The following is a 26,899-nucleotide window of genomic DNA, read 5'->3' on the forward strand; positions in this document are numbered from 1 at the left end:
TGTGAGCACAGATCTAAGAGATGCACCAAAAATCAAAGAAAGTAACGTATTAACAAAAATTGTCGATACTAAAACTGCTCATATTGAATCATTAAAACAGCGCTTTCCTGAAGCCACATTAGCACCTAAAGTGTCAGACAGAAGTTTATTTGACGCACTTAAAGCGCCCAATGCAGGCTTTATTCTAGAATGCAAAAAAGCCAGTCCTTCAAAAGGCTTAATCCGCGATGTATTTGATGTTAATGCCATCGCCGATGTTTATAACCACTATGCCGCTGGGATTTCGGTATTAACCGATGAGCAGTTCTTCCAAGGTGATATGGATTATATCCCGCGTGTACGTGCTCGCGTCAGCCAACCCATTTTATGCAAAGACTTTTTCGTGGATGAGTACCAAGTAAAACTTGCTGCTCACCAAGGCGCCGATGCCATTTTATTAATGTTATCTGTACTTGATGACAATCGCTATCAAACTTTGGCAAGCGAAGCGGCCAAATATCAGCTCGATATTTTAACTGAAGTGAGCAATGAAACAGAGCTCACTCGCGCTATTGCGCTTAATGCCAAGATCATCGGCATTAATAATCGTAACCTGCGCGACTTATCCACCGATCTTGCTACCACAGAAGAACTCGCACCGCATATTCCAGCAGACAGAGTGGTGATCAGCGAGTCAGGCATTTATAACCAAGCGCAGGTACGCCGCTTGGCACCGTTAGTAGACGGTTTCTTAGTTGGTAGCTCGCTAATGGCTGAAGAGGATCTAGATCTGGCTTGTCGCACATTGATTTTTGGTCATAACAAGGTCTGCGGCTTAACGCGCCTTGAAGATATGCTCGCTGTAGCTAAAGCTGGCGCTGTCTATGGCGGGCTTATCTTTGCTAACAAATCACCTCGTGCAGTCACGCCCGAGCAAGCACTTAAGCTAGTCAGTGATCTTAAGCAAAACGGCACTAAACTTAACCTTGTGGGCGTTTTTGTCAACGAAGCTGCCGATGTTATGGCTAAGCTGGCACTCGATCTAAACCTATTTGCCGTTCAATTACATGGCAGCGAAACTGCGATTGAAATTGATGCATTAAAGGCAATGTTAACCGCTAACAATAGCCCAACTCAGATCTGGAAAGCCGTTGCTGTCGATGTCAGCAATGAACATGAGTTAGCTATACCCGCAGGTATAGACCGCGTTGTATTTGACAGTAAATCAGATGGCCAATTTGGCGGTACTGGTAAAGCCTTCGACTGGCAAAAGTCATTACCGAGTAAAGAAAACGCATTACTTGCTGGCGGCTTAAGCCCTGATAACGCATCAGATGCCGTTAATCAAGGCTTTTATGGCTTAGACTTTAATTCGGGCCTTGAGCAAAGCCCAGGCATTAAAGACTCAAGCAAGGTAGCAGCAACATTTTCGCTACTGCGACAATACTAGATCGAATGTGCGATCAGCTAGCTTGTAGAGCATCGTGATAGCTCAAAAAAGCTAAAGCGAAACAAGACTTAGCGAAATGATATTTTAGCCAAACAAGATTATAGCCATATGCAACTTTTGCCTGTGGCTGCAAATTAAAAAGAAATAGGACAAGATTATGAGCAAGTTAAACCCATATTTTGGGGAATACGGCGGTATGTACGTACCACAGATTTTAATGCCGGCCCTTAAACAGCTTGAAACCGCTTTTATTGAAGCGCAAGAAGATGAAAGCTTTCAAAAAGAGTTTACTGAACTATTAAAAAACTATGCCGGTCGCCCAACAGCGTTAACATTAACTCGCAACTTAAGCCCTAACCCACTGGCAAAAATCTATTTAAAGCGTGAAGACCTACTTCACGGCGGCGCCCATAAAACTAACCAGGTATTAGGTCAGGCGTTACTGGCTAAGCGCATGGGTAAAAAAGAGATCATCGCAGAAACTGGTGCCGGTCAGCATGGCGTTGCAACAGCGCTTGCCTGTGCCCTACTCGATCTAAAATGCAAAGTGTATATGGGTGCAAAAGACGTTGAACGTCAATCACCAAACGTATTTAGAATGAAGCTCATGGGCGCAGAAGTTATTCCGGTAACATCTGGCTCCGCAACACTAAAAGATGCATGTAATGAAGCGATGCGCGACTGGTCTGGAAGTTACGACAAAGCCCATTACTTACTTGGCACAGCAGCAGGCCCACACCCGTTCCCAACAATTGTGCGTGAGTTCCAACGCATGATCGGTGAAGAAACCAAAGCGCAAATTCTTGAGCGTGAAGGACGCCTACCGGATGCGGTCATTGCCTGTGTGGGCGGTGGTTCAAATGCCATTGGTATGTTTGCCGACTTTATTGATGAAAAAGAGGTTGCACTGATTGGTGTTGAACCTGCTGGTAAAGGTATCGACACACCTATGCACGGCGCACCGCTAAAGCTCGGTAAAACAGGTATTTTCTTTGGTATGAAAGCGCCACTCATGCAAGATAGTGAAGGCCAAATTGAAGAATCTTACTCTGTCTCTGCAGGCCTTGATTTCCCATCAGTTGGGCCACAGCACGCACACCTTGCAGCAACAGGCCGTGCAACCTACGAGTCGGCAACTGATGATGAAGCGTTAGAAGCGTTCCAGCTGCTAGCGCGTAGTGAAGGGATTATTCCAGCGCTTGAGTCTGCTCACGCCTTAGCTTACGCAGTAAAACTTGCAAAAGAGGCCACTAAAGAAACCCTATTAGTGGTTAACCTGTCGGGCCGCGGTGACAAAGATATTTTCACCGTTGCTGACATTCTTGAAAATCAAAACCAAAACAACTAGGAGAGTGGCAATGAGTCAACGTTACCAGGCAGCCTTTGCCGCCCTAAATGAAAAAAACCAAGGTGCATTTGTACCATTTGTGACCTTAGGTGATCCGTCACCAGAATTATCACTAAAAATCATCGACACCTTAGTTGAAAACGGTGCAGATGCTTTAGAGCTAGGTTTCCCGTTTTCAGATCCTCTTGCTGACGGCCCAGTGATTCAAGGCGCTAACCTGCGTGCATTAGCTTCTGGCACAACCCCAAGCCAATGTTTTGAGATGCTAGCGGCCATTCGTGCCAAGTACCCTGAACTGCCTATTGGTCTTTTGTTATATGCCAACTTAGTATTCGCTAATGGTGTTGATACTTTTTACGCCAAATGCCAAGCAGCGGGTGTCGACTCAGTATTAATTGCCGACGTGCCAGTAGAAGAAGCAGGTCCATTTATTGAGTCAGCCAAAGCGCACAATATTGCGCCAATTTTTATCGCACCGCCAAATGCTGACAGCGAAACCCTACAGCTTGTCAGTGAAAAAGGAGAAGGTTATACCTACCTTTTATCACGTGCTGGTGTAACGGGCACAGAGTCAAAAGCTGGAATGCCTATCACTGACATTCTTAACCGTCTAAAGGAGTTTAATGGCGCGCCGCCACTACTTGGTTTTGGTATTGCAGAACCCGCTCAGGTCAAAGCTGCAATTGATGCAGGCGCAGCTGGTGCTATCTCTGGCTCTGCCGTGGTAAAAATCATTGAAGCGAATCAAGACAATGAATCAGTGCTATTAAGTTCGCTTGCTGAGTTTACTCGCAATATGAAAGCTGCCACTGCGCGCTAATTGATAAATAAGATCCTAGATAGGTCATAGGTGAGTTTTAGCTAAAATCAAAAGTGGAAGATAGAAGATAGCTAGAACTCCCCTAGAGTAATTTAAGACGAGAGTAATTCAAGCTACTTAATAAGTAACAGATACAAAAATAGCGCCTAAGGGCGCTATTTTTATTTGGTTAGTTCTCTATCTAACCTCAAAGCTCGGTAGAGACAAAACCTAGTTGCAGACTATTTTAGCATCTCATTGATTCGGATCACCTGAGCACGGTAACCCGTGGCAAACATATCATGGCTGTCGATATTGATGCGAACCGCAGGCTTAGTTTCGCCGTATCTGTGCTCAACCAAAATAGATTGTACCTTACCTGTGGTGTCATCCATTTTTAGGTTGCCGTAACCGCCACCTAAGCCAAATAGGCCAGCAGAGGCAAAGTAACTCATCATACTGTCTTTATCGGCTTGGTATTTAACGATAGAGGTCACTGGCGAGTAGCCTTCATAACCTAACTCGTCTTTACCGTATTCCCAAACTTGCTTAACCGTCATGTTTTGCTCATCGATTTTATACTCAACCGAGCGAGAGTACTTTTCATTAGCAAACATTGGTTGACCTAAGAAACGGCCATCACCATTATCGAATACAGTTAAGGTACCCTTTTCTGGCACTAGATATGCTGTGTGTGACGTCCAACTAAAGTCAAAGCTCTCGTCCTGACATTTACCTTTTTCATTACACCAGATTGGCTCGCCGTCGTTAGTAACAGGCTTAAGCAATTTATCTTGATACTTTTCGCTCCAGCCCTTACTAGCGCTCAAAATCCACTTAACTTGCTTATCACGACCAATCTTAATCACTGCTGATTGGTGACGAGAGCTAATAATAATGCTGTCATCTGTTGGATCATATTCTATCGAGTTAATGTGCGCCCAGTTACGGCCAACTGCAACCCCATGAATATCGCCATAAGGTGCTTTAGCGAGGTCTTCTTCTGTGGTTTGATGACCAGCATCATCAAGATTGATATTCAGGCACACTGCGCCAGCATCAAGTGACAGAAGCGCCGCATCGCGCATTGGGTCCAAAATCGAATTTAAGTCCCAGTAATCCACCAGCTTACCTGTATTATCCACCTCTACAATTTGGTCGCGCACAGTATTAACTAGGCGTCCGTCTGCAGTGCGGTAATCTTTGGCTGCTGCACGAATAAACACGTTGCCGTTAGCGCCTTCAATGCCTTCATGGGATGCATCAATAAAGTTACCCGGCAAGTTGTGCTCAGAGATCATCCGCCCCATGATCGACATTTTCTTCCAGCCTTGACCCTGTACCCACACCATGTTGCCGTCTTTCGTGACGTTCATGCCCATTGCATAACCTGCATTATCATAGGTTTTAGCGTCATGAGTGGTATACGGATTCATGTACCAACGAATATCGCCAGCGGTATCGATAATAAAAAAGCCAGGCTTACCATCCCAAGAAAATGCGCCGGGTGCATCAGGGTTATTGTGCATCAGAGGCGCAGCTTTACCGTCAGCATTGGTCCAGTTAACAAAATACAGTCTATCTTTAAAATCTGCATCAACATGTTCGACTTCAACTATCGGTGCTTTAGCCCACTGACTTTCAGAAAAGCCCATATCAACATCGGGTGTTAACATTTTATAGTCATGAGACTTTTGCTCACCGTTTTCAGTCCACTTAACGGTAAAGGTATTCATAAAGGCCGGATAAAGACCAAAGATCGGCACCCCGCCCTCATCCATCACGCGCATATCATCAACTTGATAAGTTAGGCTAACACCGTCTTTATCATTTGCATGCACAGTAACTTCAACAGCTGAAATTGTATGGCCTGCAAGTGTCACTAATGCAGTTAGTGGGGCATTTTCATAAGGGTTATGAATGATATAACCAAGAGGTGCGCCTTCTACAGCCTTAGGCTTCATGCCCTCAATAGCTGCGAATGTTTGCGCTGAGCATAAACTTAAAGACAAGGCTAACGCCGAAAGAAGTAAAGCTGGTTTAGACATTGAAAATTAACTCAACAGTACGGAAACTGTTGCGGATTATAATCCGCAAAGTCGATAAAAAATGTCAGAGAATTAACATAATAGTGAGTATATTTTGACTTTGATTAGCAGATCACGCTTTATCGATTTTATGCCTACTTGTTGCAACTTTATATCTTCATGCTGGTCAGTGGTCTGCATGATGGCAATCCTGATGAGTTTAAGTCTATTGCGGACATCTATAAGTATGAGACTACTCACCAATCAGAACATAGAAAACTTAAGTCAAGGATTAGACTGGACCACGAATTATCCAAGATCAACCCACTGTAATCTAGAGCTTGCTGTCAAACTGCACTCCATGCTTTTTGACATACCAAATCGCTAATGGGATCTCTATTAATACGTAAATAAATAGCGTAAACCAAAACCAGTTAGTGCTAAACAGTATCGCGTTAAACACATAGCCGGTTCCCCAGAATTTACTTGCTACCAAAGCAAACACAAACATTGAACACGCAATATCGCAAAGCGAAATTTTATTAACATTGTTACCTGCAATTTTAGGATAAATAGACAAATATCCCATAGCTAGCACCACAGCGACTAGACCTACAATATAAAGTTCCGCCACACAATTTATCTCGAATAATTCAGTATCCGTATATTAACTCAAAGTGCGTCACTAGCCAATTTTTAAGACGTTATGCAAGTAATAGGTATAGTAGTATAAAGCTCTATAATATCGGATTTACTAGCCTGCCTATATAAACAGCAATGCACAGTAATTTTTAAATATATTCAAAAAAAATATAGATAACCACATATATCAAAGGGGGATATCCCCATGTAAAAAGCAGTACTTTAATAAGGCCTATAGATAATATCGCTAAATTCAATTATCAATATCATTGACACCAGTAAATTAATAGCAAAGCCTAACCTCAATATTTACGAGACATCTAACAAACAATGTAATAATGATTAATATGTGGGGTATAACTCTGCTAGTACTTATTAGCTAACTTAAAACACTTGTTCGTGGCGAATACTGCGTTTACCCAACCGGTTTTCACCCACTATTTATTAGATGCGAAATTGTTGGCCTTAACCTCCAAACGAATAAATGAACGTTCACGACCATTCATTCTTTGTTCCAGCGTTACAACACTATCATTATGATTTACGCCGACCCAAAGCATACCAACACATTCACCTTGAAATATACATTGATAGGTTGATAGTTCACTTTCTCTAAACTCTTTTGTTTGATAACCATCATTGATTAATAGATCTTGCAATTCAACATAGTCATGCTGAAAGCTATCGCCAAACGCAGAGTATTCAAAGCTAGTCATCGATATTTTGACCAAGCCGCTATCCGGTTGCTGAACCAGCTCATACTGTTTAGCAATAAGTAGGTGATCAGGAAGACTATTAGTCACAACTTTATAGTACTCATCCCTTTTTGTTAGTTCACCATATTTATCAATATTCTCTCCCCAATCCACCCCAAATAGAGCAGCAGAACTATGGAAAGAAAATAAAACTAAAATTAGAGTAAATATTCTCATTAAAGATCCCAATAACATATATTTGAAAAATTATTATCAAACCCAATAGGTTTAGATAAATCTAAAATACAATAGGAATAAATTTAAGGAAAACACCCAAACTTGAATATTGAATACAATAAAAAACTTTGAGTTCTGATAACGGAAGACTCAATTCAAAACTTACATAGGACAAATAAGAATTCCATTCTATAACATTCCTTTTTATATCGTTGCAACTTGATATAAAAGCACGATATAACCGATACTATTCTAACACTTTCAACATTACGAACTATTCAATTATCTTTTATCTAATACTAAATGATTATGTCACTGACATTTCGAGGCCATTAATTTAAGATTTAAAAACTTAGCAACCACGCTCGATTTGCGCACTATAAAACATGCAGTCACAAAATGATACAGATGTACAAATCCTGAACTATCATAACGGCAAAATCTAAATTCGATAATTGAAACAACCAGCGTAAATTAACCTAAATATCTCATTAACTTTAGCAAACCCTAATAAGTCGCAGATGAAATGAACAAAGCACAATCTGCTGACTGTGCTTTCGTCATAGCCAACTATTTATCAAAAATATTTAGAAACGGCCAACAACACCTATACCTAAGCCCACACCATCGTAGTCAGAGTTCAAGACTTTAGACACATTAAAATTAGCTGAAATGCCATCGGTAATGCGCAGCCAGTAAGCTGTACGCACATCAAATGCGTCATCATTATCGCTATTGACGTAACCTGCTCCAACAGACCATGCATTAGTGATATACCAATCAGCGCCAACACTGAACACGTCATCAAAGTCGTTATGTGCCCATTGAGCATTAAGATCAATACCCGCTGTAGATTGCAATGCTAAATAGCTACGAAGCTTTAAACCATAGGTTTCCACAAAATTATCATCACCATCTTGATAAAATGCAGATACTGAAGAAGTGTCGTTGAAGTAATAGCCTACCTCAGCACCATAAGTGTTGAAGTCATAAAACCCAACATCAACCTTTCGATAGTTTGCTCCAACGAACCAATTTGAATCGAATACAAATGCGCCATCAACACCATAGCTGTTGCTATCTGTTGGATCGAAGTTTTGGTAACTTGCCCCCACATTTGATTCTTGTGCTAAAAACCCATTAAGCGCATAAGGGGTTTTTCCTTGCTCAACGCTTTTAAAGTAATAGCGGTAATTTGCGTTCCACAAACCATCACTGACTTCTTCTGAGTTAGTTGCATAGCTTAAGCTTGCTTCATGTTGATAATTATTATCTTGAACTGCGACAGCACTCGCACTTGAAAGGCCTAACAAAATAGCGATTGCAGTAGTCGATTTTCTCATCAATTTATTCCCTTATATTGTAAGTAATGCTAAGAGATAAAGATGTGCAGATATAATGATAAGCGTAAGTTAAAACTTAGCCGTCCTTGATATAATTCAGTGATTAATAGCGATAAACACTGCTGCTCTCCTAGCGCGGCAAACAATAATCTAAACAGATAAAAAATGAAACAGTAAATCACCAAAAAATCATCAAAACCAACAAGTACCGCACCATTTTAACACACTAAAAACCAGTACCGATCAATTTATTAACAATCTATATGTTAAGCCTGTAATTGAATCTTTAGATAAAAAATCAATTTGCTATAAGAGGCTTAGCGATAAAATCGCCTCTAGCTTGCTACAAGGTTTTAAGAAATGACTTAAAACCCCTAATAGACGGGCAAGCTCTATTGCATTACCGAACATTATTTCGAACTAAACTTATTACCTAAAGGCCAACCACGGAAACCTATGCAAATAAATTAACCCGTAAGTGCTTAAAATAAAAAACGCAGCCGATAGGCTGCGTTCTTAACTTCAGGATTAAAAGTAACTCGTTACCAAAATTATCCAATAAGGTGTTCTCGGGCTCAAATCCGAGACTTCTAGCATCACGATAACCGATGAGTTCAGCGTTGATATAGGGCCACATTTTCTTGACCCTGCTCAAGTCACTCTTAGCTAATAAAGATTAGTCACCAAAGTCATCTAACAGAATATTCTCTGGCTCAACACCTAAGCTTTCTAGCATCGCGATAACCGATGAATTCATAATTGGAGGTCCACACATATAGAACTCACAATCTTCTGGCGCTTTATGATTTTTAAGGTAGTTCTCATAAAGTACGTTATGGATAAAGCCTGTGTAACCATCCCAGTTATCTTCTGGTAACGGATCAGACAATGCCACATGCCAAACAAAGTTATCATTTTCAGCCGCTAGCGTATCAAAATCCTCTTGATAGAATACTTCGCGAGTCGAACGCGCGCCGTACCAGAAGCTCATCTTACGCTTGGTTTTAACACCTTTTAGCTGATTGAAGATATGTGAACGCATTGGCGCCATACCCGCACCACCACCAATAAACACCATTTCAGCGTCAGTTTCTTTTACAAAGAACTCACCAAATGGTCCAGAGATCGTGACTTTATCACCCGCTTTTAAATTGAAGATATACGATGACATCTTACCTGGAGCAATATTGTCGCTTGGCGGCGTAGCAATACGCACGTTCAGCATAATGCGGCCTTTCTCATCAGGATAGTTAGCCATTGAATATGCACGTAGCACGTCTTCGTCAACTTTCGAAACCAGTTTGAATAGATCGTACTTTTCCCAATCATCACGATATTCTGCAGGGATATCAAAATCCGCATACTTCACTTCATGAGCTGGTGCTTCAATTTGAATATAGCCACCGGCTTTAAACAGTACGTCTTCACCCTCAGGCAGTTTAAGTAGAAGCTCTTTAATAAAAGTCGCTTGGTTATTGTTAGAAATAACCTCACATTGCCACTTTTTAACGCCGAAGATCTCTTCTTCAACTTCAAGTTCCATATCGGTTTTCACCGAAACCTGACACGCTAAACGGCAGCCCTCTTTGGCTTCTTTCTTATTAATATGGTCACGTTCTGTTGGCAAAATCTCACCGCCGCCAGATTTCACTTTTACGCGACATTGACCACATGTACCACCGCCACCACAGGCTGATGGAATAAAGATATTTTTACCTGCTAACGCGCCTAAAAGCTTGTCACCCGCTTGGGTTGAGATACTTTTTTCTGGGTCATCGTTAATGCGGATATTAACGTCACCGGTTGACACCAGTTTGCTCTTGGCGAATAAAATCACCATAACCAATATACTCACAACAAACGTGAACATACCGATACCAATTGCCATTTCCATCGAATCTACCTTTTGTTTAATTCGTTTTCATTAAGGTTAAAAAACTAAATAGCCTTAAATAGAAATACCGGAGAAAGCCATAAAGCCCAATGCCATCAAACCAGTGGTAATAAACACAATACCAATGCCTTGCAAGCCTTCAGGAATAGCGTGGAATTTCATGCGCTCACGCAGGCCCGCTAACATCACAATCGCCATTGCCCAGCCAAAGCCCGAGCCCATAGCAAATACGGTTGACTCTGCAAGGTTGTAATCACGGTTAGCCATAAAAATAACCCCCGCAAAAATCGCACAGTTAACGGTTAGTAGCGGTAAGAAAATACCCAATGAGTCATACAGTGCAGGAATGTATTTATCTAAAAACATTTCCAAGATCTGTACTAATGCTGCAATCACACCAATAAAGGTAATTAGCTGCAGATAGCTTAAATCCAACGCAGGGTAACCTGCCCACGCAAGCGCGCCTGGTGCGAGGATATTAGAGTAAATCAATTGGTTAAGCGGCACTGCTAGCGTCATCACCACGATAACAGCAATACCAAGACCAAAAGAGGTTGATACCTTTTTTGATACCGCCAAGAAGGTACACATGCCCATAAAGAACGATAACGCCATGTTGTCGATAAACGCGGCTTGTATAAACAGATTAATATAATGTTCCATATCAGCCCTTAGCCTCGCTTACGTTGAATGACGTTAATTGACCAGATCATTAGGCCAATTAAGAAGAAAGCACTTGGTGGTAACTTGAACATTTCGTTCGCTAGGTACCAACCGCCATTCTCAACTGTTTGTAAAATCTCATGACCAAACAATGTGCCACTACCGAGTAATTCACGAACAAACGCTACACCCAGCAAGATCACGCCATAGCCCATGGCATTACCTACCGCATCAACAACCGCTAAGTGCGGTGGATTTTTCATGGCAAATGCTTCAGCGCGGCCCATGATGATACAGTTAGTGATGATCAAACCAACGAATACTGATAGCTGACGCGAAAGCTCATAAGCAACGTCTTGTAGCACCATATCAACCACAATCACTAATGATGCAATCACTGTCATTTGCGCGATAATACGTACGCTATTTGGAATAAGTGAACGTATGCTTGAGATAATCAGGTTGGAAAATACCAGTACGAAAGTCACCGCAAGGGTCATAACTAATGCAGTTTGCATTGAATTACTAACCGCTAACGCCGAACAAACACCCAACACCTGCATAGCCACAGGGTTATTAGCAAAAATTGGCCCTGTCAGCATTTCACGAGTCGAAATAGATTGAGTACTCATCCGTTATACCTCCGACGCTTTTAATTTTTTGAAGAAAGCTTCGAAACCGTCGCTACCAAACCAGAACTGAATTGAGCGCTGTACGCCGCGTCCAGTCATTGTCGCACCACTCACAGCATCGATCCCGTGAATGTCACCATCTTTAGCACCGCCTTTAACTACTTTGAACGACACTTTGCCTTTCTCGTCAAAGATCTGCTTGTTATGCCATTGATCTGTCCACTCGGTATCATTGAGGAAATCACCAATACCAGGAGTTTCTCCGTGTTCATAAAACACAACATTTTCAATAGTATTCAAGTCAGGTTTTAGCGCCACAAAGCCGTAAACCATTGACCATAAGCCTTTACCATAAATCGGTAACACTACGCTGGTTAGCTCACCGTTGTCGTTAAAGACTTTAAACACGCGTACTTGATTAGCACGGGTTTTGATCTTGGCTTTATCTTGCTTTTTCTCAAGCTTGATTGAGGTTTCAGGATTAATTGACGCCATTCGCGGATCAAAATCCATCACGTTTTCAGCGCTGGTATCAACATCACCGCTATCGAGTGACACCAATAATGGCTTAACGTCTTTTTTGAATAACGCTCTAAAGTCTTGACCACTTAAATCAACATCAGCAGCAATTAACACATTACGCATTAACTCATCGCGCTTTTTAACTAGCTTGCGCTCTTTTAGTACTTCGGCAGTACCTGTGATCATAAATGAACACAGTAAGCATAGGGTCACAGTGAAAATCATTGTGCCCACAAAAGAATCTTTCTTAATTGCCATGGCGTTTTAATCTCCGCTTGATGTTTGCTTTCGCCACTAGGTAATCGAAAATTGGTGCCCATAGGTTGGCAAATAAAATCGCCAGCATGATGCCTTCTGGCATTTTCGGGTTAACAACACGGATAAGTACGGTCATAAAGCCAATCAACAAGCCGTAAGCCACTTTGCCTTTACGGGTATATGAAGTGGTTACCGGGTCGGTTGCCATAAACATCATACCTATAGCAAAACCACCGGTGACTAAGTGCCATGTCCAAGGCATTGCAAACATATCGTTTTTGCTAGAGCCAATAACATTGAACACAGTCGCTGTAATGATCATGCCACACAATACGCCAGCAACAATACGCCAATCAGCTAAACGAGTCAGGATTAAGAAGCCACCACCAAGCAACAAGGCAAGCGTGCTGGTTTCACCAATCGCACCAACGGTAAAACCAAAGAAAGCATTCCACCAATTAGGATCACTAAACGCGTTATACCAAGCGTAATCAGCAAAACTCATTTTGCCTGCCGCAGTTTGCATTAATGTGGTTGCGCCAGAAAAACCATCAACCGCAACTAACTGACTTACAGCAGTCACTTGTGACGGATAAGCAAAATAGATAAAAGCTAAGCCGGCTAATGCTGGATTTAAGAAGTTGTAGCCCATGCCACCAAAGACTTCTTTTGCCATGATCACGCCAAAAGTAATACCCATAGCCACCAGCCATAATGGCGTTGAAACAGGTAAAATTAAGGTGAACAATAAAGCAGTAACAAAGAAGCCTTCATGCAGCTCTTGGCCGCGCACTTTAGCAAATACCATTTCCCAAAACAGGCACACAGATAGCGCTGTTAGGTAGATAGGTGCGTAAAAGCTCAAGCCATACGCAAATAAACCAGCAATACCGGTTTGCTCACTAAGGCCACCAAAAACAAAGTTAAAAATGGCTAGCTGCCAAACATCAGCGGTAGCTAAACCTGAAGCCAGAGCAATTTGCGCTTGTAAGCCAATGTTGTACATACCAAACAAAATAGCTGGCAATAAACATAGGCCAACAATAGTCATGGTGCGCTTAACATCAATGGCATCACGGATATGCACTTTACCTTGCGTGCTGCGACCGCGAGCAATCAGTAATGAGCTCAAATAGCCTTTTACTGAGCTACCTGGCGCATAATAATCTTCTTGGATATCAGGCTTTTTATCTTGCTGACTCATTACCCTTCCCTCTCAATAATCTCTAAACAAGCACGTAGCTCTTTACCAAAGTCGTACTTGCCAGGGCAAACAAAGGTACACAGCGCTAAATCTTCTTCATCTAGCTCTAATGCACCAAGTAGCTGCGCTTCATCGGTATCACGTACCACTAGATCTCGTACTAATAATGTCGGTAAGATATCCAACGGCATAATCCGATCTAACTGACCATAGGCCATCATAGCGCGAGCCGAACCACCGGTATGAGTAGTGAAATTAAACAGCTGCTTGGCACCTTTTAAACGTGAAGTTACTGCACGTGTAATTGAGAACTTTTGTGAGCCGCCACGCACCCAAGGTAATACTTGGTGTTTAGCATCTTCTTGCAGTACGGAAATTTGGTTATTAAAGCGACCTAAAAAGTCATGTGCCCCGCTTGCTGTATGGCCTGATAATACCGAACCAGATACTACGCGAGAGTTACCCTCTTTAATTTCACCCGCTACAATTTCAGATAACTTTGCACCAGCTTGTACGCGAATTAAGCGTGGATTAATCACATCCGGTCCAGCTAAAGCAACTACACGATCTGTATATAGCTCACCCGTTAAAAATAGCTTGCCGTACGCAATAACATCTTGGTAGCCAAGGTGCCACACAGGGCGCTCAAGGCTGGCAGGTAAAACAAAATGAATATGCGTGCCAACGATGCCTGCAGGGTGAACACCAGCAAAGAAATGATTACTCACTTTAGCAAGATCATGCCCAGGTAAAGACTCACCTGAGTCTTGACATAAATGTACTTTGCCATCGGTTAACTGACTTAATACCTGCAGACCCGCCGCGAAAGCTTCGCTTTGCTCAGCAATAATCAATCGTGGCTCAGCAGCCAACGGATTGGTATCCATTGCGCTTACAAAGATGCCAGCAGGTGATGAATCTAGTTGCGGAACTTTAGAGAAAGGACGTGTACGTAATGCAGTCCAAAGGCCACTTTCAACCAGTTTGGCTTGAATATCTTCACGACTTAGCTCGTTAAACGCTTTGCTTGACGCAAAGGTTTTCGGTGCGTCGTTATTGCACTCGATAATGATTGATTGGAAAAGTCTGCGCTCGCCACGATTTATCGCAACAATCTTACCGCTTGCTGGAGCGGTATAGATAACCCCTGGGGTTTTCTTGTCTTCGAACAGCGCTTGGCCTTTTTGAACCGTGTCGCCCACTTCTACCAACATTGTTGGTTTTAAGCCGATGTATTCCTCCCCTAGCAATGCAACATGAGTCGAAGACTTGGTATCTTCAATCACTTGCTTAGGTTCGCCGGCTATAGGGATATTTAAGCCCTTTTTGATTGTTATAACTTGGTTTGAGTAACCTGCCATCACTAAAATCAACCGTTAAAAGTTTGGATGCTTAATAGTAATTCCTTGTTAACTAATATTCCAAGTTGGAGGTCACATTTTCTTGCCAAACTTGTAAGTTAGCTACAAAAAATACCGTTAGCTGGGATTTTTTTGTGATTGAGATTCAAATATATCGCCAAAATAAAGACTTATGTAGTTTTAGTACAAAAAACACCACGTCACAAGCCACTGAAAAACAACAACTAAAAACACATCGCACCACCAAAAGACACCACACAAAGCAACAATTAGAGCAAACAAAGCAAATTCCACCACAAATAAGAACACTAAAAACCTAAATAACAACAAAAGCAGCATTTTGTATGCTTGCGCAAATTAGAAAAAACCAACAAAAGTGTGAACCACAACATGGAGCACTAAGGAATGACATGACCGAGTCGTAAAGCAGAATGAAACACTGAAAAATTTGATCTAAAAATGACGAAACATCATGCTGCAACATGGCAAAAACAATAATAAATAAACCTGCGAATTAATCCCTAACGAGCCAAGGTCATTAGTTAGGAGCCTAGTTTTTAACTGGTAGAATTAACTACTCACAATAGGTTAGGTTTTAAAATACAGCAGATACAAAAAAGCCCTCAAATGAGGGCTTTTAGCGATAAAACATCAGTTGTTAGTTAGCTGGTCGCTTTAACTTGTTCAACTTCAACAGCTTTAGTTTCAGGGTTGAATTTATCAATCACAACAGCACAAACCGCATCACCAGTAATGTTTAGCGTTGTTCTGATCATGTCAAACACACGGTCAAGAGCAAACAACAGTGGTAAACCTTCGATTGGAATGCCCGCCGCCACTAATACTGCAATCACAAGGAAAGAAGGACCTGGAACACCAGCTTGGCCAATCGCACCTAATGTTGAAGTGAAGATAATCGCCAAATAAGCTGCCAGGCCTAATTCTACATTGAACATTTGCGCAAAAAATACTGCTACTAGACCGTAGTAGATCGCGTTACCGCTCATGTTAATCGTTGCGCCTAATGGCAATACGAATGCAGCTGTTGACTTAGATACACCTAATTCTTTTTCACATACTTCAATGTTTACAGGAAGTGCTGCCATTGAAGAAGCGGTAGACATAGCTAAAGCTTGTGGCTTCTTCATTGCCGATAAGAACTTGCCAACCGGAACGTTTGAGAAGAACTTCACCATCAGTGGGAAGAAGATAAAGCCATAAATCAGAATTGCAGCCACATAAACTACAAATAGGTTTAGTACAACAGTCAATGACTGGAAGCCAAAGGTACCAACAGAGTCAGCCATCAAACCAAATACACCTATCGGTGCGATTAGCATTACGACGTTAATCATCCAAATGAAGGCTTCAACGATTGTGTTTAATGCAGAAGTAATCGGCTTAGCCGCTTCTTGATTAACTTTAGTTAGCGCAATACCAAAGAAGATACAGAATACTAAGATCTGTAAAATATTACCGCCAGTAAGCGCTTCAAACACGTTAGTTGGGATCATGCCAATAATGGTATCAGCCACACCAGGTAGCGCGCCCTGCTCAGCAGTTACCGCTGCTAGACCAACAGTATGTTGTGAGAAATCCATACCAACGCCAGGCTGGAAAAACTCACCCATTACCAAGGCTAACGTCACGGCCAATGCCGATGTCACCATAAAGAAAGCGATTGTACTAATACCGACTTTACCCGCAGACGGCCCCGCACCTAGGCTCGCAGCACCGGCAATAATAGAAACCGCAACTAACGGGATCACCAGCATTTTAATTAAATGAATGAAAAACGTACCTAGCGGAGCGAAGATTGAAGCATCTTCTCCCATTAGCATACCGACAATGGCACCAATAACCATGGCCACAACCACTTGGAACCCGATATTTTTATAAAACTTACTCTTCTTGTTCAACACCCTAGCTCCATCACAGACATTTTATAAAAGGCATAAATGCCCTTTTGATTATTTCATGCCAAAGTAACATGCCCAGTTCACAAAAAATGTGATTCACTAAAAGGTTATCTCTAAACACATCAATTAGTAAGAAATATCCCACTTACTTTGAATAATCCTTAAAAATATAACCTTAAAAAAATGAATAACTCAATATAAAAAATATTGTGTTAATTAAACGGGTCGCGCAAGCAACACACAGTTAACCCTGAAGCATAAAAACAACAACCGCGCCGATAAAACACACGACTTAAACGCCATAAAATGACAATTTACAGTAGATAGTGCTAACAAATTAATTAAATCCATTAATTCTGTGAATTATTAGTTTGACTCGAGACTATTTATTAACTCATGGGCTTGCTTCAAGCTCGCTCCTGTATGCTGACGATATAAGCGAATAGCTTTTAATTTGTGACCTAAATTGAATGCCACTAGCACATCTTTAGGAACATAGGTTTGTTTATCGAAAAGAATCCCCTTTTCCTCTAATAAACAATCTAGTTTGCGATCTATATTGAAAAAACGCTGACGGGTTAAACGAAGCTCGTTATAGAGATAGAAAACAACAATAAACAACAGCAACAATAAAACTTCTGTGGTTTCAAACATAATGGCCTCCAAGCCAACAATAACTATCCATTCAATATTGTTGAGCACCACGCTCACAAAATAACCTTAACATATTTAGTTGCTAAAAGAGCTAGCGACCATTCACAATGATTAACGCGATTTGATACGGAGAAATACATTATGTCTGAACGAGTGACCGCAATACGTTCAACTAAACTCAGCGGTAGTTGCTTATGCGGCAAGGTGCAATACCAGATCTCAGGTGAACCTTTTGACGCCGACTATTGCCATTGCCGTCAATGTCAAAAAAGTACTGGCTCGGTGGTCGGTGCTTGGATGGACTCTAAGTGTAGCCAAACTGAGTGGATAACTCCGCCACCAAAAGAATTCGCTTCTTCAGAGCATGTTAGACGAGGCTTTTGCGACCATTGTGGCAGCCAGTTAAGTTTTCGAGATCTACGCTATCCAGAGTACCTTACCCTAAGTATCAGCACCCTTGATGAGCCAAACTCAGTTAGTCCCAAATATCATATCCATACAGGGAGTAAATTGAGCTGGCTAACCATTACCGACGAGCAACCTAAATACTCTGGCCACCGCAAATGATATGACTATGCCTTATATAACAATCGCGTTTAACCAATAACTACTTTTTCCAGAGATAGGTTCTATCCGAATAGTCATAAAGCCACTCCGGCCGATAGACGACTAATAGGGTGATAGCCATACCATTGAGTAACGCTTCAGGAAAGCCGAGTAAAGGAATAATGACCAAGTAATTATGGCTCAAAAACTGCCAACTGTAATCAGTCGTCAACAATAGCCACACCGACCATGCCAATACGTGTAAAAGAATAGACAAAAAACCGTTTAGAAAAGCGCCGCAAAATATATAGATAAACAAATGGCGTGGAAGATACTTAAACATTTGACTATACAAGATAAAGCAACCAAATATAGGTAAGCATACTCCCAGCAATGCATAAATAGCGAAGTCTGCAGGATGCTTAAATACGAAAACGGCAAAAAATAGTGTTGGAAGCAAAGCAATCAAGCTCGCGAGGCGCCAACCATACATCAACATTAATACGATTAGCCCCAGAAAATGCACGTGGATCCCAGCTGTTACATTGGCATTAAGCAGCCACAGGCCAGTTAAGACAATCGTAGCGATTAAGATTTGTGTCTGTTTAGCAGGGTCTTGTATCAACTGACGCACTTCAACCGCAGGCCAAAGTCCCCATAGCCACAGTATAAGCACAATAAATACTGCTATATCACTCGGGAAAAATGTCCAGTCAATACCGCTAAATACCCCTTGCCAGAACCCAATAACACTTTCATCCATTAACTGTAAAATCCTGTAATCACACTGCTAACTTAGTTCAATATACGTTATGCTGTTCTCTATAACTAAAATTAGACTAATAATGATGACTTTAAAAACAACAATTTCTCTCGCTCGTCATACAATGCTTTGCATCAGTACCATTGGCTTTATTTTTTTATTGAGCGGGTGTAGCAGCAAGCCTGAAGTTAACCTTGAAGAGTTTGCCGGATTAGTTAGCGACTCTTTTAGAACCGATATTAAGAGCAATGGCTTGAAATTATTTACCTACCGAGCCTTTCTCAAAACTAAAACCCCGCAATCAACTGTCTTGCCACATGAAGAGCGTTCAAACAGTAAAAAACGGGCTAGCTCCAAAAAGCGTTATCAAGGACCTGATCTAAGTGGTTGGACCGCCCAAATAGAACACGGCTTACAACAAACAATTAAAATGAATGGCTACTGCCGCGATGGGTACATCGAACTATATAGAAGTATTCAATATGATAGTGGCACTATTCGTGGTGAATGTAACGACGGCGCCGATGAGTCTGATCTAAGCAAATTTGATTCTTAAAAGATTGAAACGCTAAGGCAGAAAATATCTAAAACTTGTATCTTGGGAGTGCAAAAGGAATGCAAAAATTCACAGGGTTTACCTTAATTGAACTCGTCGTTGTGATTATTATTTTGGCAATACTGAGCATTGTTGCAGCCCCAAAATTCATCAATATCCAGAAAGATGCCAAGTTAGCCGCCCTTTCAGGGGCTCAGGCGGCGCTTGGCTCAGCTAATAAACTTGTCTATTCGAAAGCTGCGATTCAAGGGCAAGAAGATGTCGACTCGAGTAATACCCGCAATATTGATTTAGACAATGATGGCGTAAATGACATATTTGGATACTACGGCCTGATTAAATTTGTTGTTGCCGCTAATGAGCTCGCTGGTCTTGGGCCAGAGTTAACCCTTAAAAAGTATTACGGAGGTAACCAAACTGGTTTGCCTTACTTTGTTATTGAATTTACAGACTCCCCTGCCTCAATAACAAATCAATGCTTTTTATCTGTTTACTACCCAAACTCGCCGGGAGGAAATGTAAACTACCAATTAGTTGATGATGATTGCTAGAGAGTGATATATAAACTGATTACTGCCACTGGAAGCAGCTTTAAGCTATAGATTACTGCTGACTTTCGCTTCAAAACGAATATTTACTCACGCTTGTTTAATAACACTTTGAAAATAATAAAACCTGAAGCTGGACGTTTACTCCATTAGCTGATCTCATTATTATGCGCGCACCTTCCCTATTGGAACATCACTAAGATGCGCAACACTCTTGTCATCATTGCTCTACTATTATCGTTTATCACAATTCATACTCAAGCGAAGCCAGCAGATATCGCCATATCTCAGCCAATCGCGATTCTAGGCGCTATGGATGCTGAAATCGAAAAACTCCTGCCTGAAATTAGCCAGCGCCAAACTCACAGCATTGCAAAAAACACCTATTACACGGGTTTTATTGCTAACAAACCGGTTGTGGTCGCTCGCTCTGGCGTAGGAAAAGTCAATGCTGCAATTACGACTTATGTGCTTATAAATCAATTCAATGTAAATAGCATTATCTTTACCGGTATAGCCGGCGCCGCCAGCCCTGAACTCAATGTCGCAGATGTAGTGATTTCAACCGCACTAGTACAACATGATGTGGACTTAACCGCGTTTGGCGCCCCAAAAGGACAACTTGATGGATATGATGATCGCCTGTTCTATGCAGATAAAAAACTACAAAAACTTGCACTCGATGCAGCAAAAGAAGCAGTAGGTGAAAAGCGCGTTCATTCAGGCATTATCGCAACAGGCGATCAGTTTATTGCCGACAAAGGCGTAGTGAGCATGTTACTTAAGGAATTCAATGCTATCGCTGTTGAAATGGAAGGCGCTGCCGTTGCGCAAGTGACCGATATGTTTGCTATTCCGCTAGTCGTTATTCGCACCATCTCAGATAAAGCTGATGGTTCTGCGCATTTAACCTATGAAGATGCTAAGCAAACTACCGCAGACAACTCAGTCGCCATTACACTCAATATGCTGAGTAAGATGTAATAAGCCGCTATAAAAAATTCACTAAAGCAAAAGCCAGCTAAACAAAAACTTTTAAACTCTACAGATTATTGCTCGGTGATTGGTGATGCCCCTAAAAAAGGCGCTAACTTTTGAGTTAGCGCCTTTTTATTAGCTATTTACTTACTCGCCTCAATAGTCTGGCTTTTTAACGACCTAGACTTCTGACTAAAACTCACCTTGCCAAAGTCTTCTAAAATCGCGTAACAAGCTGGTACCATAAACAGCACTAGTGCGGTTGATGCAAAAATACCGAACACCATAGACACCACCAATGGCTGCAGCACCTGCGCTTGAATGCTGGTCTCAAGTAGCAGTGGTAACATGCCAGCAGCAGTGGTGAGTGAGGTAATAAATACCGCTCTAAAGCGCTCTTTGCTAGCACTTACTACCGCCTCATGCACCGATTGACCTTCTTCTACGTGATAACGAATATATTGCACCAACAAAATCGAGTCATTAACTACAACGCCGGCCAGTGCCACAAAACCAAGTATTGATGGCATACTCATTGAATAACCTAACAACAAATGCCCCCAGAGTACGCCAATCAGCCCTAGCGGAATAACCGCCATTACCACTAATGGTTCGATATAGCTCTTAAACTGCAAACTTAGGATGGCAAATACCGCCAATAGTCCAACAATAAAGCCACTCGCCATAGAGTTTTGCGTGGTTGCACTCTCTTTGACTTCACCTTCATAACTGACTCTAATTCCTGGGTAACGCTGTTTAAGCTCAGGTAATAGCTCGTCTCTAAAGGCCTTGTTAATCTCACTGGCATTGGCTAAGTGAGTATCCACTTCGCCAGTAATGGTCACAAAACGCATACCGTCTAGACGAGAGATTTTGACGTAGTTACGTTGCCATTTAAAATCAGCCACTGCCGATAACGGCACCTGCTCACCTGCTGTGCCAATGGTGATTGGAAAGTTAGCCAAATTCTCAAGCTTGGCAGCATCGACTTTATCCAGTTGTACATCAATCTGAATACTCTCTGGCCCCACTTGAATATTGTCAGCCGTTTGATGGAAATACGCGCCGCGAAGCTGACTTGCGAGCATCATACCGTTCACCCCAAATGCTTCTGCACCGGGTTTTAACGTCATCAAGATTTCGGCTTTCCCCGGACGCATGCTGTCCATCACACCTGATACGCCATTAAAGCCCTGCAAATATTGCTGCACTTCAATTGACGCTAACTTTAGCTCGTCAAGATCGTCTCCTCGAACGCGAATTTCAATTGCGCGCCCAGCGGGTCCCATTGCGCCTTGCTTGTAAACAATCGCAATCGGATCAACCATTTCACCCACACCTTGCTGCCATTCGCGGATAAAGGTGTTTATTAACGTCTGGCGGATCTCCGCGCTTAATAAGTCAATCTTAACCGTTGCTACGTGAGCGCCGCTTTCTCCGGCATCAGCATTAAAGTTAAAACGCTCAGTTATATGCTGAATCAGTCTCTGGCCGTCTTCTTTTTGGCTGTACTTATCATCGAGTTCGCGCGCAACACTGACTACTCGATTAACCACAAACTCGGTTTGCTCAAGGGTTGAGCCCGGCGGCAATATAATCCGCGCTTCGGCAACGTCGCCATCAAGCTCTGGAAAACCGATGAACTTAACCGCGCCACCTGCAGCGAGTGAAATTGAGATAAGTAACAGGCTTACCACTGAGCCCATAAACACATAACGCCAATTAATCACGAACTCAACGGCCGCCACGAGTTGCACAGTTCTAAAGTACTCAAACTTCTCATTAAACTTTTGCTTAAAGCGGCTGGTTTTACGCTCTTTGCCCTTAGCAGAATGCGCTAGATGGTTAGGTAAAACTAAAAAGGCTTCAACTAAACTTACGGTTAAAATAAGCAATAATGTTTGTGGAATAACTCGCAGCACTTTACCCATATCACCTTCCATAAAGGCAATACTCGAGAAGATAAATACTGTGGTTAAAAACGATGATACGACCCCTGGCAATACGCGTTTTACGCCTTGTATAACCGCTTCTGTTTTACTCAAACCGCGCTCAATGTGCGCGGCGATGGACTCGGCGATAACAATAGCGTCATCCATCATAATGCCAATAGCCATTAAGAACGCCACCAGCGTCATAATGTTAATGGTTAAGCCAACTTGCGCCATAAAGAACAAGCTGCCCATAAAGGCGACAGGTAAACCCATTGCCACCCAAAAAGAGTAACGCAAGCTAAAAAACAGCCACATACATAAAAAAACCAGCACCACACCTTGCCAACCATTTTTAATCAGCATGGTTAGACGATCCCACAGCAGTGAACTGAGATCATTTGAAGTGCTAATAGTGATGCCATTTGGTGTACGCAATTTTTCTGCATCTAAAAAGCCAATGACTTCCTCTTTTAAACGCAGTGAGTCTTGAGATTTGTTTTTAAATACAGTCAAAATGGCGGCTTGTTCGCCATCAAAGCGAATACTTTCTTCGTCTAGTTCAAATCTATCGGTAATAGTCGCAATATCTCTTAGGCGTACTAAGCCACCTTGGGCATTAGAGCGGATCACGATATTCGCAAGTCGCTCAGGCTCAACTTCACGTTGATCGAATCTAATTAGAATATTTTTACTTGCAGTTTCAACCGTACCGCTAGGTAGCTGTACGTTTTGCTGCTCAATTTGATTAGCAACATCAGCAACGCTCATACCTAAACGCTTTATTGCACCAAGTGAGACTTCCACCAGCAATTGATGCTGTGAAAATCCTGCTATTTCGACTTGGCTGATACTAGTATCAAGCTTTAAACGACGCTTTAAGTCCTCGGCATAAGCTTTAAGTTCTGGCTTGCTGGTTGAGGCCGATACTGCGATGTCGATAATGCGCTCGTTAAAGTCAAGTTCCTCAACAATTGGCGGCTCAATCTCTGCGGGGAAATCCTTAATTGCAGAAATTTTAGTTTGCACGTCAACCAAGCTTCTACCTAAGTCGGCATTGTCCTCCAGCTTTAAGGTCATACGTGCTACGCCTTCTAGCGCATCACATTTGGTTTCAGTAATACTGCCAAGACTGTCTACCGCATCTTCCATTCTCAGGCAGAGATTTTCTTCTACATCTTGCGGCGACGCACCAGGCAGTACAACTTGAGCACTAATGTAGTTTTTTGAAAACTCTGGAAATGTCTCACGTTTAAGCTCAGGTAATGCCTTAATACCCAACACAATAAACGCTAACATCAGCAGTGTGGTGGCTGTGGGGTGGCGAACAAAAAAACCGATCACGGCTGCATCTCCCCATTTGCCGGCTCAGATCCGCTAGCATCATTGCTTTGAGTTCGCAGCATCATACCGTTAACCGCAGGAATAAGATCGGTTAGTACTAACTGCATACCTTCAACTAATTCACCATCGACTGCGGCTTGGCCTTCCTGACGGAATAAAACATTAACATCAACAAGTTGCAAACGGTTATCTTGATTCATGATATACAGTTTGTCGCCATGTAATGCACGCTCAGGCACCATCCAGTAGTTACGTTCGCCGCCTTTAATTCTAGCGCTAACAAACATACCGTTTACGAGTGGTGGCGATTGGCCGATTTTAAGCTCGCGATACTCTTGCTCAACCTGAAGCACCACACTTACGGTCGCAAGTGTGGGGTCAACCGTTTCACCAATACGATTAATTGCAGCTGGCCAGCTAAACGAATAGGTTGCGCCTTTAAGGGTGATTTCAGCTGTTAAGCCTAACGCTTCTGCGCGAGGCAATTGCCCCATTTCTGCTTTGGGTTGATTAGCGGTTTTCATCAAGGTCATCACATCACCGAGAGACACCTGCGCTTCAACTTCCATTACCTCAATGCCATTAATCCGTGCAAGCACTTGCTGTGGTGATACCACTTGGTTGTTTTCTACGTTAACTTCAGCAACACGGCCCTCAAAAGGTAATCTGATTTCTGTCTTAGTTAACTGGCTCTGTGCTTCTTGTTCTCGGGCAATAGCTTGTTGTAATTGCGCTTTAAGAATATCTGCCTCGTTTGGCATTAGGTTTAAGCTGTTATCTAATTCTTGCAACTTTTGCTGCTGCGCCAATAGATTTTGCCTTTCACCGTCTAGCTCTGATTGTGAGATCAGGTTTTGCTTACGTAATGTTTCTTTACGCTTCAAATCAGATTTGACTAGGTCGTAGCGGTTATTTTCTATCTGGAGCGATAACTGAAGATTTTTAAGTTGTAACGCTTTACCAGCAAGTTGACCTTCGAGGGCTTTACGGTCTGCTTGTGCTTGAGACAAGCGAATTTGGTAATCAAGTGGGTCAATGGATAATAATAAAGTGTCTTTAGCGAGGATTTTACCCACCGCTAGATCAGGGTGCTTATACACCACACGCCCACCCACTTCGGGTAATAACTGCCACTGAATTTTAGGACTCACTCGACCAAACGCGTCAACTTGTGCAATAACAGGAACTTGCTTAAGCGTGGTCACTTCAACCAGCTTGCTCGGCTCTGACTGTAACTCAAGCGGTGGGTGGCTACGCAATTTCACCACCAAAACAAGGACAACAATCCCAACGGCCAAGGCAGGGAAAAAATACCAGCGCTTACCTTTATAGCTAGACATTAGCGCTTTCCTCCAGACATACCATGTTCGAGCAAAGCAATGTTGTGTTTGGCCAGTTGTTGATAAAATTCTTCATTAAGTTGATAACCATGTAATTTTGCCATTGGAGGTGGCATGACAAAGGGAAAAATCATTAAGCTCAGCAGCGACATCTTCAGCAATTGCGGATCAAGCTCGCCCCACCCTTCTAATAGTTGTTGCGGTATTGGCGTTAGCTCAGCGATAGGTTGAAATAATTTATAGATCACCCCTTTTGCTTCAACAGAATGTTCTGAACTCATCAGTTGAATAACACAAGTCTACTGTCTGCTTTGGGATATTGCATGAATTATCGTTATTCAAAAACCAGAGTTTTGAATAACCGCACACTCAGATAATTTAATGAAAAATAACGACTAAGAAGTTGAACTAAATGAGTTTAAAGCGAATTAAACTCATTTAATTTGGATTAGACTAACTTAAAGTGGATCAGATACAGTGCCTCAATTCCGGGGTAAATTTGTCTAATTAAGGTTTTAAGCTCAGCTAAGCTCATATTCTCTTGCTCAGCGTGCGTATCATTTAAGTCATCATAAGCCACGCGGCTAACTGAGAGAATATCAAGCTCGCCATAACAACGGCCATCTTCTAAATTAGACACGCTCACACGCTGCCCTGCTTGATAATAAGACTCTGACTCGTCACGCAGTGTGATAGTTTTATTGCCGGCTAAAATATCAGCCTCAAAGCGACTGAAAAAAGTGATACTGCTTGGTGGATTCATACTTTAGTAAACTCAGGTGCACACCACAATTGATGCTTTGGGGTATTTTAAAGGCATCATTAAATTTGGTATAGCATTTTTAATACGGCTAGCCCCTTTAGACTCAATACTGCTGTAGCAGTTGCGCGACGTTTAGGGTAAAATCCGCATCCGATTTCTAGCTTGGCGCACAATGTGCCACAATTGTCGTACTATAGACGTTATTAATAGGCATATCGTAGAGAACTCATGAACAGAAAACAGAAAATGATCAAAAAGACCGCTAAACGTGCCAAGGCTCGCCTAAACAAGCACACAGCGCCTACGATCAAAAAATATGTGTCTAAAGCTGAGCGTGCAGAGCAGCAAGCTAAGCTTGAAGCTGAAGCCGCTGAGCAAGCAGCAGAAACTGCACAAGCATCCACTGATGCAGAGACTGTAGCTGAAACCGCAAGCGAAGAGAAAGCGACTCCAGCTAGCTAATCATTCGCGTTAAATAAGATTAACGCAAATGATCTTCAATG

General features: G+C 42.2%; 26 protein-coding genes. 9 read left to right on the top strand and 17 right to left on the bottom strand.

Annotated elements, in window-relative coordinates:
- Position 1: 1 nt before the first annotated feature.
- From trpCF to trpA, 3 genes are all read left to right on the top strand, one after another.
- Positions 2-1,429, top strand: coding sequence for a bifunctional indole-3-glycerol-phosphate synthase TrpC/phosphoribosylanthranilate isomerase TrpF (gene trpCF / locus L2740_RS14590; protein ID WP_248950868.1), 1,428 nt, complete (start codon positions 2-4; stop codon positions 1,427-1,429).
- A 157-nt stretch (positions 1,430-1,586) separates the two neighbouring features.
- Positions 1,587-2,777, top strand: a complete 1,191-nt coding sequence (gene trpB, locus L2740_RS14595) for a tryptophan synthase subunit beta (protein WP_248950869.1) — start codon at positions 1,587-1,589, stop codon at positions 2,775-2,777.
- 10 nt (positions 2,778-2,787) lie between these two features.
- Positions 2,788-3,597: a tryptophan synthase subunit alpha gene (gene trpA / locus L2740_RS14600; RefSeq protein ID WP_248950870.1), complete on the top strand. Its 810-nt coding sequence runs from the start codon at positions 2,788-2,790 to the stop codon at positions 3,595-3,597.
- A gap of 221 nt (positions 3,598-3,818) precedes the next feature.
- Here the strand turns inward: trpA and L2740_RS14605 are convergent, their stop codons facing one another.
- The 10 genes from L2740_RS14605 to L2740_RS14650 form a co-directional block, all read right to left on the bottom strand.
- Positions 3,819-5,624, bottom strand: coding sequence for an aryl-sulfate sulfotransferase (locus L2740_RS14605; RefSeq protein WP_248950871.1), 1,806 nt, complete (start codon positions 5,622-5,624; stop codon positions 3,819-3,821).
- A gap of 313 nt (positions 5,625-5,937) precedes the next feature.
- A complete protein-coding gene (locus L2740_RS14610; RefSeq protein WP_248950872.1) occupies positions 5,938-6,237 on the bottom strand; it encodes a hypothetical protein in 300 nt (99 codons plus the stop codon).
- 445 nt (positions 6,238-6,682) lie between these two features.
- Positions 6,683-7,177 carry a hypothetical protein gene (locus tag L2740_RS14615; RefSeq protein ID WP_248950873.1) on the bottom strand — a complete coding sequence of 165 codons (495 nt, stop codon included), beginning with the start codon at positions 7,175-7,177 and terminating at the stop codon, positions 6,683-6,685.
- 587 nt (positions 7,178-7,764) lie between these two features.
- Positions 7,765-8,520, bottom strand: a complete 756-nt coding sequence (locus L2740_RS14620; protein WP_248950874.1) for a putative porin — start codon at positions 8,518-8,520, stop codon at positions 7,765-7,767.
- 676 nt (positions 8,521-9,196) lie between these two features.
- Positions 9,197-10,414 (bottom strand): NADH:ubiquinone reductase (Na(+)-transporting) subunit F, encoded by a 1,218-nt coding sequence (gene nqrF, locus L2740_RS14625; protein WP_248950875.1) that lies wholly within the window; start codon positions 10,412-10,414, stop codon positions 9,197-9,199.
- A 54-nt stretch (positions 10,415-10,468) separates the two neighbouring features.
- Positions 10,469-11,077 carry an NADH:ubiquinone reductase (Na(+)-transporting) subunit E gene (gene nqrE, locus L2740_RS14630; protein ID WP_248950876.1) on the bottom strand — a complete coding sequence of 203 codons (609 nt, stop codon included), beginning with the start codon at positions 11,075-11,077 and terminating at the stop codon, positions 10,469-10,471.
- An 8-nt stretch (positions 11,078-11,085) separates the two neighbouring features.
- Complete coding sequence (locus tag L2740_RS14635; protein WP_248471298.1) at positions 11,086-11,709, bottom strand: NADH:ubiquinone reductase (Na(+)-transporting) subunit D; 624 nt, start codon at positions 11,707-11,709, stop codon at positions 11,086-11,088.
- Between the two features lie 3 nt (positions 11,710-11,712).
- Positions 11,713-12,489 (bottom strand): Na(+)-translocating NADH-quinone reductase subunit C, encoded by a 777-nt coding sequence (locus tag L2740_RS14640; protein ID WP_248950877.1) that lies wholly within the window; start codon positions 12,487-12,489, stop codon positions 11,713-11,715.
- A complete protein-coding gene (locus L2740_RS14645) occupies positions 12,479-13,693 on the bottom strand; it encodes an NADH:ubiquinone reductase (Na(+)-transporting) subunit B (protein ID WP_248950878.1) in 1,215 nt (404 codons plus the stop codon). Before L2740_RS14645 ends, L2740_RS14640 begins: the two co-directional genes overlap by 11 nt.
- Positions 13,693-15,054, bottom strand: a complete 1,362-nt coding sequence (locus L2740_RS14650; protein ID WP_248950879.1) for a Na(+)-translocating NADH-quinone reductase subunit A — start codon at positions 15,052-15,054, stop codon at positions 13,693-13,695. Before L2740_RS14650 ends, L2740_RS14645 begins: the two co-directional genes overlap by 1 nt.
- A gap of 134 nt (positions 15,055-15,188) precedes the next feature.
- Between L2740_RS14650 and L2740_RS14655 the strand changes: the two genes are divergently transcribed.
- Positions 15,189-15,374 (top strand): hypothetical protein, encoded by a 186-nt coding sequence (locus tag L2740_RS14655; protein WP_248950880.1) that lies wholly within the window; start codon positions 15,189-15,191, stop codon positions 15,372-15,374.
- 342 nt (positions 15,375-15,716) lie between these two features.
- Here L2740_RS14655 and L2740_RS14660 read toward each other — a convergent pair whose 3' ends face one another.
- Together L2740_RS14660 and L2740_RS14665 are read right to left on the bottom strand one after the other, a co-directional pair.
- A complete protein-coding gene (locus tag L2740_RS14660; RefSeq protein ID WP_338056259.1) occupies positions 15,717-16,976 on the bottom strand; it encodes a dicarboxylate/amino acid:cation symporter in 1,260 nt (419 codons plus the stop codon).
- A 363-nt stretch (positions 16,977-17,339) separates the two neighbouring features.
- Entirely contained in the window at positions 17,340-17,627 is a 288-nt protein-coding gene (locus L2740_RS14665; protein ID WP_248950881.1) for a hypothetical protein, read from the bottom strand.
- Between the two features lie 141 nt (positions 17,628-17,768).
- On the opposite strand from L2740_RS14665, the gene L2740_RS14670 reads away from it, so the two are divergent.
- Complete coding sequence (locus L2740_RS14670; RefSeq protein ID WP_248950882.1) at positions 17,769-18,194, top strand: GFA family protein; 426 nt, start codon at positions 17,769-17,771, stop codon at positions 18,192-18,194.
- Positions 18,195-18,234: 40 nt separating this feature from the next.
- Here L2740_RS14670 and L2740_RS14675 read toward each other — a convergent pair whose 3' ends face one another.
- On the bottom strand, positions 18,235-18,936 hold the full coding sequence (locus L2740_RS14675) for an energy-coupling factor ABC transporter permease (RefSeq protein WP_248950883.1): 702 nt from the start codon (positions 18,934-18,936) through the stop codon (positions 18,235-18,237).
- 82 nt (positions 18,937-19,018) lie between these two features.
- On the opposite strand from L2740_RS14675, the gene L2740_RS14680 reads away from it, so the two are divergent.
- The 3 genes from L2740_RS14680 (at position 19,019) to L2740_RS14690 (ending at position 21,024) form a co-directional block, all read left to right on the top strand.
- On the top strand, positions 19,019-19,492 hold the full coding sequence (locus tag L2740_RS14680; RefSeq protein WP_248950884.1) for a hypothetical protein: 474 nt from the start codon (positions 19,019-19,021) through the stop codon (positions 19,490-19,492).
- Between the two features lie 59 nt (positions 19,493-19,551).
- Positions 19,552-20,043, top strand: a complete 492-nt coding sequence (locus L2740_RS14685; protein WP_248950885.1) for a type II secretion system protein — start codon at positions 19,552-19,554, stop codon at positions 20,041-20,043.
- 198 nt (positions 20,044-20,241) lie between these two features.
- Positions 20,242-21,024, top strand: a complete 783-nt coding sequence (locus L2740_RS14690) for a 5'-methylthioadenosine/adenosylhomocysteine nucleosidase (RefSeq protein ID WP_248950886.1) — start codon at positions 20,242-20,244, stop codon at positions 21,022-21,024.
- 137 nt (positions 21,025-21,161) lie between these two features.
- Here L2740_RS14690 and L2740_RS14695 read toward each other — a convergent pair whose 3' ends face one another.
- From L2740_RS14695 to yqfB, 4 genes are all read right to left on the bottom strand, one after another.
- Entirely contained in the window at positions 21,162-24,293 is a 3,132-nt protein-coding gene (locus L2740_RS14695; RefSeq protein ID WP_248950887.1) for an efflux RND transporter permease subunit, read from the bottom strand.
- Positions 24,290-25,633 (bottom strand): efflux RND transporter periplasmic adaptor subunit, encoded by a 1,344-nt coding sequence (locus L2740_RS14700; RefSeq protein ID WP_248950888.1) that lies wholly within the window; start codon positions 25,631-25,633, stop codon positions 24,290-24,292. Before L2740_RS14700 ends, L2740_RS14695 begins: the two co-directional genes overlap by 4 nt.
- On the bottom strand, positions 25,633-25,914 hold the full coding sequence (locus L2740_RS14705) for a hypothetical protein (protein WP_248950889.1): 282 nt from the start codon (positions 25,912-25,914) through the stop codon (positions 25,633-25,635). The genes L2740_RS14700 and L2740_RS14705 overlap by 1 nt, the downstream gene beginning before the upstream one ends.
- A gap of 167 nt (positions 25,915-26,081) precedes the next feature.
- Positions 26,082-26,396, bottom strand: a complete 315-nt coding sequence (gene yqfB, locus L2740_RS14710; protein ID WP_248950890.1) for a N(4)-acetylcytidine aminohydrolase — start codon at positions 26,394-26,396, stop codon at positions 26,082-26,084.
- A gap of 228 nt (positions 26,397-26,624) precedes the next feature.
- On the opposite strand from yqfB, the gene L2740_RS14715 reads away from it, so the two are divergent.
- Positions 26,625-26,858: a DUF2986 domain-containing protein gene (locus L2740_RS14715; protein ID WP_248950891.1), complete on the top strand. Its 234-nt coding sequence runs from the start codon at positions 26,625-26,627 to the stop codon at positions 26,856-26,858.
- Positions 26,859-26,899 lie beyond the last annotated feature (41 nt).

Origin of the sequence: Shewanella pneumatophori, assembly GCF_023283895.1 — a bacterium.
GTDB classification, from domain to species: domain Bacteria; phylum Pseudomonadota; class Gammaproteobacteria; order Enterobacterales; family Shewanellaceae; genus Shewanella; species Shewanella pneumatophori.